Annotated in this window: 9 protein-coding genes; all 9 read left to right on the top strand. The window is 38.6% G+C overall.

The window, feature by feature from the left end; genetic code table 11:
* Nucleotides 1-231 precede the first annotated feature (231 nt).
* The 9 genes from MMB68_RS22540 to essA all read left to right on the top strand — a co-directional run bounded on the left by MMB68_RS22540 (nt 232) and on the right by essA (nt 12,183).
* Entirely contained in the window at nt 232-549 is a 318-nt protein-coding gene (locus MMB68_RS22540; RefSeq protein ID WP_013055102.1) for a hypothetical protein, read from the top strand.
* Nucleotides 550-655: 106 nt separating this feature from the next.
* Entirely contained in the window at nt 656-1,255 is a 600-nt protein-coding gene (locus tag MMB68_RS22535) for a WXG100 family type VII secretion target (RefSeq protein ID WP_277448512.1), read from the top strand.
* Nucleotides 1,256-1,316: 61 nt separating this feature from the next.
* Entirely contained in the window at nt 1,317-1,709 is a 393-nt protein-coding gene (locus MMB68_RS22530; protein WP_221785275.1) for an SseB family protein, read from the top strand.
* A 374-nt stretch (nt 1,710-2,083) separates the two neighbouring features.
* On the top strand, nt 2,084-2,377 hold the full coding sequence (locus MMB68_RS22525; RefSeq protein WP_013055105.1) for a WXG100 family type VII secretion target: 294 nt from the start codon (nt 2,084-2,086) through the stop codon (nt 2,375-2,377).
* A 93-nt stretch (nt 2,378-2,470) separates the two neighbouring features.
* On the top strand, nt 2,471-2,710 hold the full coding sequence (gene yukD / locus MMB68_RS22520) for an ESX secretion system protein YukD (protein ID WP_013055106.1): 240 nt from the start codon (nt 2,471-2,473) through the stop codon (nt 2,708-2,710).
* A gap of 14 nt (nt 2,711-2,724) precedes the next feature.
* Nucleotides 2,725-4,029 carry a type VII secretion protein EssB gene (gene essB, locus MMB68_RS22515; RefSeq protein WP_221785745.1) on the top strand — a complete coding sequence of 435 codons (1,305 nt, stop codon included), beginning with the start codon at nt 2,725-2,727 and terminating at the stop codon, nt 4,027-4,029.
* 12 nt (nt 4,030-4,041) lie between these two features.
* Nucleotides 4,042-8,520 (top strand): type VII secretion protein EssC, encoded by a 4,479-nt coding sequence (essC, locus tag MMB68_RS22510; RefSeq protein WP_277549348.1) that lies wholly within the window; start codon nt 4,042-4,044, stop codon nt 8,518-8,520.
* Nucleotides 8,517-11,708 carry a type VII secretion protein EsaA gene (gene esaA / locus MMB68_RS22505; protein WP_277549347.1) on the top strand — a complete coding sequence of 1,064 codons (3,192 nt, stop codon included), beginning with the start codon at nt 8,517-8,519 and terminating at the stop codon, nt 11,706-11,708. The genes essC and esaA overlap by 4 nt, the downstream gene beginning before the upstream one ends.
* Nucleotides 11,686-12,183, top strand: coding sequence for a type VII secretion protein EssA (essA, locus tag MMB68_RS22500; protein ID WP_221785748.1), 498 nt, complete (start codon nt 11,686-11,688; stop codon nt 12,181-12,183). Before esaA ends, essA begins: the two co-directional genes overlap by 23 nt.
* The last annotated feature ends 46 nt before the right edge of the window (nt 12,184-12,229 follow it).

Genomic DNA, 12,229 nt, shown 5'->3' with positions numbered 1-12,229 from the left:
CAACAGCAGTGTCACAACCTAAAAAGCAACGTCTACTGCTTTATTACAGCAGCTTGGCGTTGTTTATTTTCTCTATTTTTCCTGTATAAATAAGTAAAAAAAGAGAAATGTAGATATTTTTTCCTAGGTATGAAAATAGTTTGAATGATGGATTTTGTTTTTTGTAACCTTATTTTAACATTACTTTAAGAGACTTCTAATAAAAGAGGAAGAAGGACGTGGGGACATTTTATGGATGCAATTGATGATCTCTTTGACGACATAGAGCGAAGAAGAAAAAGCAAAGAATATAGTCGAGATGCAGATCAATTAGAATCATATTTACATGAAGTTCAACGTATTATGGAATTTCTTGAAGAAGGTATCTATCTGTTTCAAAATTCGCACCAACAATATGCGTCAGATTGGTCAGGGCGTTCTAAGAGCTCATATGAGGATATTTATAATGATATTACGCAATCTACTTTTCATCTGTACGACGTAAGGGATGAATTGTTTCAAACTTTACGCTTAGAAATTTCACGATTAAGAGAGTTAGCATCGGCGTAATAAATAACATTATCGACTCACTCCTTTAGAAAGTGAGTCTTTCCGTATAGGCTTAAAAAATGTTTGGATGACTGAAGGCTTACAAGAGATAGGGGGACGGACATACATGGAGATAAAGGTAAATCCAGAGGTGCTGCAGACATTTGCAGAGCGAATTCAGCAGTCTCATTCACAAACGGCTGATGCACTTCAAAAACTAAGCTGGGAAGCTACAAATCTACATTTCTTGTCTGTTGCAGATATTGATAAAGTGCTGGACTTGCAGGAAGAGTTACAGCATATGATTCGCAAACTTGATTCGCTAACGGAAAACGCACATTTATTAGTAAAAGACACTGCAGAACAAATGAGAAAAGCAGATGGAGAGCTAGAAGGCTCTTCAGGCTGGACGGAGTTTTGGTCGAGCGTATGGAGCGATGGGAGCACCCATTCACAAGATACATGGAATGACATAAAGAATTTAAAAGGATGGAATACGTATGACAATATGCACAGAACGATTGAAAAGCCTCTAGGTACTCTTAATGTTATGTGGAATTCGCTTTCTATGTCTTGGGAAGAAAAAGTAGTGAATGGTTCTACATGCAGTCGAACGGAATTTTTTACTTATGGCGTTATTCAAATGGGGTTGGGCATTTTAAGTCAGGAAATGAATCCTTCAAACATTATGTTTAGTGACAGCATAGAGGAAGTGAAGAGAGAATGAATGAAGTATATGATGGCGCTGGAAGTGAAATAGTACAGTTCCTTACAGGGTTGTCTCGGCAATGAAATATACATTTAACTTATTAGAAAAATCGTTAATTGAAGCAATGAAAGACAATAAGAAAATTGCTCAATTTTATAAAACTTTAATGAATAGCAATTTATGGCTAGTTGTTAGTTCAGAGCATGGAGCATCAGATATATTAATTGGAGAGCACTACGTTCAGACGATGAAAAGCGCAGCGTACCGATATCTACCTGTTTTTTCGTCAAAATATCCGATTGAACAGATGCTGAAAGATGAAAAGACCGTATGCGTATCATTTAAGGATATGCTGCCTGTATTAAATGAAGAAATAGCGATATTACTTAATCCTGACACGCCTCTCTCAAAATTATTCATCCCCGAAGAAATAAGGATGTTAAAAGAAGATCAAAATTATTTTAAGCAGTAGCCAAAGCGATAACAAGCGCATGTGCTTTGTCCAAGCATGTCTGAATCTTAAATAAATAGAAGATATGTATAAAGAGGCAGGGCCTTAAATAGGTTTCTGCTTTTTTATTACTAGTAAATAGTTCTATAGATAATGAACAAAAATGTAATTTAATAGTCTTATAGTTTTTATTTTCCTTTAAATAGGTACCTATAGATCAGATGGAAAAGGTTTAAATGAGAACAAAATCTTGGTTGTTCAGGTTTTATTTGCATTTTTAGGGGTATTTGTAGATACATATTCTCATTTTTGGAGGCTTTTACAAGTAACCTTTGACCTTATCACTAGAGTTTCTTACAATAATAGTAAATATATAAACCGAAGGAGAGATATGTATGTCAGGAATTATTCGCGTAACACCAGCAGAGCTTCGCGACATGGCAGGTCGATATACTAACGAAAGCGGTCAAGTTCAAGAATTAGTAAGCCGTCTTGATACAATGAAAAATCAACTTCAAGACATGTGGGAAGGTGCTTCAAGCGAAGCGTTTGCTGCTCAATACGAAGAACTAAAGCCTTCTTTCGTTGAAATGTCTAATCTACTTACAAAGATTGCTAAGCAATTAGACGACTCTGCAAATGTTCTTGAAGATACAGATAACCAAATCGCTAGCCAAATCCGCGGTTAACTTCATCTAATAATCTAAGTGAAGTAATAAAAGGAGCGCCCTATTCTCAAAAGATGAAGGCGCTTTTTCTATGTTTTGAGGTGATGAAACCCTATGTATATAGAAGTAACAGTAGACTTAAAGCACTATACAGGTGATCGGTTCGATTTGCGACTATCAAACTATCATTCACTCAAAAAAGTAGTCGAGATCGTTTGGCAAGCTAAAAAGATTACTCAATCACCAAAGGACGGTGCGTGGATACGTGTTTCAAATAAAAATCTTATTTTCTCGGGAAATGAGACGATGATTAACTGCGGAATTACCACAGGTGATTGTATCGAAATTCTCTAAAGGAGTCTATTAGAATGTCAGAGAAGAAACCGACTTACTTAGAAGAACAGCTCGAAGCTGTAATGACGCGTCATAATAATGAATATACATTTATTTTTCAAAAAGAAAAAATTCGACTTAATCGTTCTGTTGAGATTGAAATGTTAAAGGATGTAAACACGGCTTTTCAAAAAGAAATCATGATGAGCGATGATGAACTTAAAATAACAATTAAGCCTACCTCTGAATTTCAACCTTTTACAGCATTAAGGGGAAAAGAAGAACAGCAAAAGTGGCTATTTGCAGATCAGCTTATCAAAAAGGTAAAGCAGCATTCTTTTTCAAGGCTGCATTTGTTGATTTGTCCAGAAAATATCATTTTTGATAAAAGTTTAAGTCCGGCTTTTTTACATTATGGAGTGAAAGAAAGTTTACCTCCTTATGAGTCTAACGAGGAACAAAGCTTTCAAGAGCTAAAAGCTACAATAGCAGCGGCCGTTGACTCATCGCATACATTTGAACAGTATTTTAAGTTATATGAGACCTTGCAATTAAAAGAAGACGCTAAAAAAATAATGCATATCAGCAATGAGGAAGAGTTGAGTCAATTTGTTCAGCATAAGTTAACCCAAATTGAAAAACATCAAAAGACACTCGTTCAACTTCCTCAAAAACGCTGGACCATTTTTAAGTTTTCATCTGTGGGTATACTTGTCTTATTAATTCCAGCTCTTATTTATACTTTTTACTCTTACTTTTTTGCTCAGCCGAAACAAGAAGCATTTGTAGAAAGCAACGAATACTTTCTTGAAAAAAACTACAGCAAAGTAGTCGACAAACTTGAAGATTATGACATTGAAAGCATGCCTAAAATTGTGCAATACGAAATAGCAACTTCCTATCTTGTTAATGAAAAGTTAGGGGAGGAGCAAAAAGCAAATGCTTTAAAGACTATTACGCTTCAGTCAGATCCTCAGTACTTTGCCTATTGGTTTTACATTGGCCGAGGAGACAACAAAAAAGCGCTAGAAGTCAGCAGGTTGTTAGAAGAACGTTCATTAATTATCTATGCACTAATGAAATACGAAGGTCAGCTAAAGACAGACAACGATTTAGCGGCTGATAAAAAGCAAGAAGAGCTTGATAAAGTAGCAAACGAACTTGAAGAATTTAAGAAAGAAAATGATCAACAAGAAGCGGAAGCAGCCAAGCAGCAAGAAGAGAAACAAGCTGAGGAGGCACAGGCGGCCAAGCAGCAGGAAGAAGAACAGAAAGCTGCAGAAGCCGAGAAAAAGAAACAAGAAGAGCAGAAAAAACAGCAGGAAGATCAATCGAAGTAGGGAGGTAGTTGTATGAATATGCTTTGGGTAGTTAGTGGGCAAACGTATCAGCAGCTGCCTGTAGATTTTAAAACTTTTCGCCAAGCAACGGTAGGAAACACTCAGCATCAAACTTTTACGTTTTCCTATCCCTTTGAGAAGGGGCAAATGACGCTGTCATCTGAAAAGAACGGCCGGCTCTTGATTTCCTACGGAGAAGAAAGGATAGCAGAGCTATCTGTTTCTGAGTCGTTTGTATGGCGAGAACAAGGACATGCTTTAACCTTTGTTCTTACAGAGACGGCTGTTAAAGAAGCTGTCTATTATATTGATTATGGATCAGAAGTTTCGTTTTCCACAAGTGATGAAGCAGCTGATGTGTATCAGCAAAAAGAAAAGTGTATAGCAGAGCCAAAAGAAGGATTTTACTTATCAAAGATAAACGGGAAGTGGAAGGTCTTTTATAACCAAGAACCGCTTTATCTTAACGGACACCGACTAGAAGAGAATACGAACCTTCAGCCCGGTGATCTTATTTTATGGTCTTCTATGACCATTCAATTGATCGAAAAAGATTTGCTGAAGATTCAAAGCTACTATAATTATGCATCTAAGCTTCCAGCTACGGCACAGCCTATTTCTGAAATGAAAAAGAAGTACCCGGTTTATAGACGAACACCGCGCATGATATATGATTTGCCTAATGATAAGGTGAGCTTATCCTTTCCGTCTCAAGACAATGACGAAAATAACCGAAGCTTATGGCTTACTATTTTACCGCCATTAGTCATGCTTTTAGTCATGGGTACGGTCTCGATTATTCAGCCTAGGGGAATTTTTATTATTATATCTGTCATGATGTTTACGACCACGCTGATTGTATCTACCGTTCAATACTTCAAAGATAAAAAACAGCGCAAGAAGCGGCAGGAGCGTCGTCGTCGAATCTATACAAAGTATCTAGAAAACAAGCGTGAGGAATTACAAGAACTAGTATCAGTTCAACGAGATGTATTATCTTATCATTTTCCGACGTTTGAACGAATGAAATATTTAACAGAACAGATTTCTGATCGAATTTGGGAACGAACTGTAGAAAGCAGTGATTTTTTACAGGTGCGTCTTGGAACAGGAACAGTTCCTGGAAGCTACCAAATTTCTTTAAATAGCGGGGATATGGCTAATCGAGAAATTGATGATTTGCTTGAGCAGTCTCAGCACATGGAAAAGGTCTATCGAGAAGTCAAAAATGCCCCTGTTACCGCTCATTTAGGTTTAGGCTCTATCGGTCTGGTAGGAAAGATGAAAACGGTGAAGAATGAACTGCATCAGCTTGTAGGACAGCTGGCATTTTCCCACAGTTATCATGACGTAAGATTCGTATTCATTTTTGATGAAGAAGAATATAAAGAGTGGGAATGGATGAAATGGCTTCCTCATTTTCAGCTTCCGCATTCTTTTGCGAAAGGTTTCATCTATAATGAACAAACGAGAGATCAGCTTTTATCTTCTATTTATGAAATGCTGAGAGAACGCGATTTAGATGAAGCAAAAGGAGAAGGGGTTTTCCTGCCTCACTTTGTTTTTATTATTACGAATCAGCAGTTAATTGCAGATCACGTTATCTTAGAGTATTTAGAAGGATATCACCCTCACCTTGGGTTCTCTGCGATATTTGCGGCAGAGACAAAGGAAAGCTTAACGGAGCACGTTCACACACTCGTTCGTTATATTAACGAATCCGAGGGGGATATATTAATTCAAAAGCAAAAAGCTGTGAATATTCCATTTCAGCTTGATAAACACACGCTTGATTATAATGAAAGATTTGCAAGGATGCTGCGGACATTGGATCACCAAGTTGGCATGACCAACTCAATTCCAAATAGCGTTTCATTCTTAGAATTATTTAAAGCAAGAGAAATTGGTGAGTTGGATATCGTGCAAAGGTGGCAGAGCAATGAATCAGCTAAGTCACTAGCAGTTCCTATTGGGTTAAAAGGAAAAGAAGATATTGTTGAACTAAATCTTCATGAAAAGGCTCACGGCCCTCATGGATTACTTGCAGGTACGACGGGGTCAGGGAAAAGTGAATTCCTACAAACGTACATTCTTTCGCTAGCGGTGAATTTCCACCCCCATGAAGTCGCATTTTTATTAATTGACTATAAGGGCGGAGGAATGGCTCAGCCGTTTAAAAACATGCCTCATCTGCTTGGAACCATTACAAATATTGAAGGAAGTAAGAATTTTAGTACAAGAGCCTTAGCTTCTATTAAAAGTGAATTAAAGCGACGCCAACGCTTGTTTGATAGATATGAAGTCAATCACATTAATGATTACACAGATTTATATAAGCAAGGTATGGCAGAAGAACCCCTTCCTCATTTATTCTTAATCTCGGATGAATTTGCTGAGTTAAAAAGTGAAGAACCAGAGTTCATTCGCGAATTAGTCAGCGCGGCGCGCATTGGACGTAGTCTGGGCGTTCATTTAATTTTAGCCACGCAAAAGCCAGGCGGTGTTATTGACGATCAAATTTGGAGTAATGCGCGCTTTAAAGTAGCTTTAAAAGTCCAAGATGCCGCTGACAGTAAAGAAATCTTAAAAAATGCGGACGCTGCTTCTATTACGGTGACGGGGCGAGGCTATCTGCAGGTTGGAAATAATGAAGTGTATGAACTGTTTCAGTCAGCTTGGAGCGGCGCGCCGTACATGGAAGATACGTATGGGGCTGAAGATGAAGTCGCCATTGTTACAGATCTCGGGTTGATTCCTTTATCTGATGTATCTACTCAGCAGACGTCATCTAAACAAGCGGAAGCAGAAATTGATGTTGTGGTGCAAAAAATTGAAAAAACGCAGCAGGAACTAGCTATCAAAAAATTAAATAGTCCATGGCTGCCGCCTCTTAAAGAGAGATTGCTTCGCAGTGAGTACACAGAGAAGCGAGACGGTGTATTCCCAATTGGCTTGATTGATGAACCGGAAAAGCAAAGTCAAACGGTATATAACTACCAGCTGATGGATGATGGAAACATTGGTATATTTGGTTCGTCAGGATACGGTAAATCGTTTACAGTCATGATGTTGCTTCTTAGTCTAGCTGAAAGACAAAGCCCGGAGCAGCTTCATTATTACATTTTTGACTTTGGAAACGGCACGCTGCTGCCGCTTCGTCAGCTGCCTCATACGGCGGATTATTTTTTAATGGATCAAATGCGTAAAATTGAAAAATTTATGACGATTATCAAACAAGAAATCGCAAGGCGAAAGCAGTTATTTCAACAGCAGGAAGTTAGCAATATCAAAATGTATAATGCTCTAAGTTCAGAAGAGCTGCCTCTAATTTTTATCACGATTGATAATTTTGATCTTGTCAAAGAAGAAATGCAAGATCTAGAAATGCAGTTCACACAGCTCGTGCGTGATGGCCAGTCTTTAGGAGTTTATATGATCTTTACCGCGACGCGTGTGAATTCTATTCGTCAGTCACTTATGAATAACTTGAAAACGAAAGTTGTTCATTATTTAATGGATCATTCAGAAGCGTATTCTATTTTAGGACGTACGCCGTATGCGCTAGAGTCTATTCCAGGCCGGGCTATTATCAAAACGGATCAGCCTTATTTTGCGCAGCTGTTTTTACCTGCGGAAGGAAAAGATGATTTTGAAATCTTTGATGCAGTTAAGCTGCACATTCAACGATTAAAGAATCAATACGCTGATGCTACTGTTCCGGAGCCTGTACCAATGCTGTCACCGAAGCTGGTGCTTGCCGAGTTTATGATGGACAGAAGGGTTATTCGGGAAAAAGGAGTCATTCCTCTTGGTTTAGATGAAGAGTTTGTTCGACCGGTGTATATGAACTTTACGAAAAATAAGCATTGCATCGTCATGGGGCAGACGCAAAAAGGAAAGACAAATGTAGTGAAGGTCATACTGCAAACAGCGCTTGAACAAGGCGTGAAGCAAATCGGATTATTTGATTCGGTTGACCGCGGTTTATCAAGCTATGCAGCTGAAGATGAAGTTGCTTACATGGAAACAAAAGAACAGATTATCGACTGGCTTGATTTAACTGAAGAACGGTTGCAGCGACGTGAAAATAAGTATTTGGAAGCAGTGCAGGAAGGAACGGTACACAGTCTTTCATTTGTCCCGATCATGCTTGTAGTAGATGGATTTGTACGATTCCAGCAAAACTTAGACAGCGTCCTGCAGGATCGTATTACAAAATTGATGAAAAATTATAGTCACCTGGGCTTTAACTTGATTGTTGCAGGGAACAACAATGAGTTTTCAAAAGGATTTGACGCGTTAACAACAGAAGTGAAGCAAATTAGCCAAGCCGTGTTGCTCATGAAGAAAACGGAGCAAAGCTTATTTACACTTTCTTATGACCGAAAAGAAGCAGACGTTAACCCTGGCTTCGGTTATTATATTAAAAGTGGAAAAGAAACGAGAATTCAAATCCCGCTATGTGTAAGTGAAAGGAAGATCTTAACATGACCGAACAGCGTAAGTATACACTTAAAGTCATATTAGCTGTTGTTTTAATCTTGGCTCTTCCTTCTTTCTTTTTTCAGTATATTGGAGACAACCCGCTGCAAGTCACAGAAAACTCAACAAGAACGATTGCGGTTGTTAACGAAGATAATGGAGTAAAAGAAAATAGTGAAAAAGCGATAGAATTTGGTGAAAAAGTGACTCCTCTTTTACAGGAGGGGTCGGATTATCAATGGACCGTGCTTGGACGAAGCGCAGCTACAAGCGGTTTACAGAATGGGAAATATGACGCGGTTATCTATATTCCCTCGACTTTCTCACAAAATATTTTATCGTATCAGGAAAAAAAGCCAGAAAAAGCTACTTTGGAATACAAAGTTCAAAGTCAGCTTAACGCAGTTAATAAGGAAAAAGTAGTAGGGGAATTAGAAGATGCTACTACAAAGGTTAATAATGAAATGTCCTCTTTGTACTGGAGTTATGTATCACAGGAAGTGGACAAAGTACGCGGACAGTTCGATAAAATTCTAAATAAAGAAATCGCCTTTCAAAAAACAATGGTCGCTTTTTATAAACCGAATTCAAAAGATTTAGCAGGTGAATTAAATGATCAAAAGAAAATTCTTCAGCAAATCCAAGATAATGTAAATAAAGCAGAAAAAGGTTCGAGCGACAGACAAGGCGACGTAGAACAGGTTGAAAAGAATTTAAACAGCTTCATTGAATATGTAAATCAATATCAAACATATCAAGAAACACAGAAACAAATGCTTGAAAAAACGCAGGCTCAAAGCGTTGCTGCAATTCAAGAAGGGTTGTCTTCCCTTGAATCTAATCAGCCAAGCTCTAAGCAAAATTTTAATGAGCAGGCCAATCAAGTGTTTAGTGGCTTATCTTCGATTCAACAGCAGCTGGATCAAAATCAAAAAGCCGTTGGAGAACTTGGAGACCAACAAGCGGATAACGTCAGTGAACAAGAAAAAGCTCTGCAAGATTTGAACGGCCAAATAGTCAGTTCATATAAACAGCAGTCTGAGCAAACAACTCTAAATCAAATTGAAAGTAAGCTAAAGCCGCTTCGTGCGCAGCTAGAGACAGCTTCATCAAATGATAGTGGTGGAGGCTCAACGGATCCAGGGGAAAGTGATGGAACTCAGCCAGACCCTAATCAAGGAGGAGAAACGCCAACGGACCCTGGGGAAGGTGACGGAACTCAGCCAGATCCTAATCAAGGAGGAGAGACGCCAACGGATCCTGGAGAAGAAGATGGAACTCAGCCAGATGCCGGTCAAGGCGAAGGAACTTCAGAACCAATTAAAGTGGATTTATCTCAGCAAACAGCAAAGCTTGATGATATATCAAAAGGGCTTGAAGACTTAGAACAGCAGCTCCAAGGAATGGTGAACGAAACACCTGAAGCGACTGAAGCACCTAAGACATCTGAGGGAACGGAAACGCCTGAAACGCCTGAAACACCGGACACACCGGACACATCGGATACATCAGGTACATCCAATGCTGTGAAAAGTGCGCTTGAAAAAGTGGCTAATCTGAAAACACAGGTACAAGCAGTCAAAGATGAGCTGCAAAATGTAACTGTTCAGCCTGAAACTTCAGGAGAAAATACGGATGCGCTGAAGCAGAAAATTGCAAGCTTGGAGGCAGACGTTACGTCTTTGACAGCACAGAAAAACAAAGCAGAAAAAGACTTAGAAGAAGCAACCAAGTCGTCGAGCAGTCAAATTGCTAAGCTTCAAGAAGAAAATGAACGATTAAAAAAAGAGAATGAAAAGTTGAAAGAAGACGGCAAAAAGCCTTCTAAAGGTAGTATGGATGTAGACAATCTCATTACGATGATTAAAAACAAAGAAGATAAAATCTTATCTTCTCCAAACCTTTCAGCTTCTCGCAAGGAAAAGCTGAGCAATACATTCTCAGGTAAGATTCAAAGCAGCAGTGCAGAAGATATGCTAAAGTACTACGGTGATTTATCGCAGTATGATTTGATTTTAGCTCAAGTAGGAAATACAGACGTACAGAACAGCGTCCTTAACAACGACTCTATTAAAGGAAGTTTGCAGCAGGCGTTAGCTGGCACCGTCTCTTCTCAAGATGCACGTAAGCAAATCCAACAAAATCTGTCTCTAACAAAAGAAGAGTTAGCACAGTTCCAAAGTTCAGTGCAAGATTTTGCTGACCAATATGGACAAACAGTTGATGCTGAACAAGCATCTATTATGGAAGAGCTATCAGCTATTCAAGAAAAAGCAAATGCAATGAATCAAGAGCTTCAATCTAGCGCAGGTGAAGATCAAGCATTAGAAAAGAAAGAAGCTCCAGACGTAACGGGCTTAATGACGCTGCAGCAAAGCATGGGTCAAGAGTTGAAAGGAATGAACCAACTCATTTCATCTTTAGGTGAAAGACAAGCTAATGTTGTCACATACACAGATGAATTGCAGAAGCGTGTAAATGAAGTCCAGGATAAAGCTGACACGCTTAATAGCAAGTGGGCCCAAAATGTGGATTCAACGAAGTTGGTTCGCGGCCAGGTATACCGTTTATTAAATAATACATTAGTAGATGGACAGAATAATGATTACGTTTATCATTATTTAGCGAATCCTCTTCAAGTAAGCGGTGAAGTGCCGGCTGAAAAAGTAAAAGAGGTTCCACCGGTTGTCATTTTGGTTATTATCTTAATCAGCAGCTTACTAATTGGCTATTTCAGTCAATACTACCGACATGCACCTATGCTTGTAAAAGGTACGCTGTTTGGGTTATTAAATTTGATTGTAGGGTTAATGGTAAGTATCTTTAGCCTTAATATTTATTCGTTATCGGGAGACCGGGCAATGGAATGGTCAATCTTTACGATCGTCTTATTGCTTGCCTCATCTACACTCGTACGTATTGCTTTCTTATTAGGAAACTTCGCTGGATGGGTGACGACAGTAGGGTTGATTTTATTTTATATTACCCCACTTCTTAACTTATCTATGCCAAACTTTAATTACGAAGATCCAGTATCTAAAGTATATATGTCAATTCAATATGATACGCAGTCTCTGTTTGGACAGGCGCTTATTGTATTACTGGGGATGACTGCCGTTTTAAGTGTTCTGCCATCTATTATTCGTGCTTTAAAGACGACTAAAGAGGTTGAAAATGATGAAACCTATAGTGCTTAATAAGAAGATTGGAAGTATTGTTCTTATTTTTTCACTCCTTTGTTTCCCTATAGCAGCAGCGGCTGAAGCTGATGACGGAAACGTTGAAGAGATTAAACCAAATGTATATAAAGATGATCCGATTAACTTGGACCCCGAATCTTTGCTGGAAAATAAAAAAGAAGTAGGAAATATTCCGGAGGAAATAAAGGATCTTACATTTGAAAAAGAGGAAGATGCAGAGAAAGAGAGCTTAAAAGAAAGTCTTTTTGCGAACGCATCAGCTGAAGATAATACGATTTCTGCGAAAGCAAAAGAATATAACTTGTTTTCTTCTAAAAACACTTCCTACAAGAAAGATCGAACAGAACAAATTGCTTCTGAAAAGTCATCAGACCTACAATGGTTTTATTTACTATTGATTGGTGTGGGGGTTGTTGTATTATTTGCGGTTTTAATACCGCGCATTAGTCCTCAGCCTTCTGTAAAAAAATGAAAAAACCTCGCTGTTAATCAACAGCGAGGTTTTTTCGTATAGACGC

It is taken from the genome of Priestia sp. Y58 (assembly GCF_029522095.1).
Classification (GTDB): Bacteria; Bacillota; Bacilli; order Bacillales; family Bacillaceae_H; genus Priestia; species Priestia megaterium_E.
This window is presented reverse-complemented; position numbering and strand designations above follow the sequence as displayed.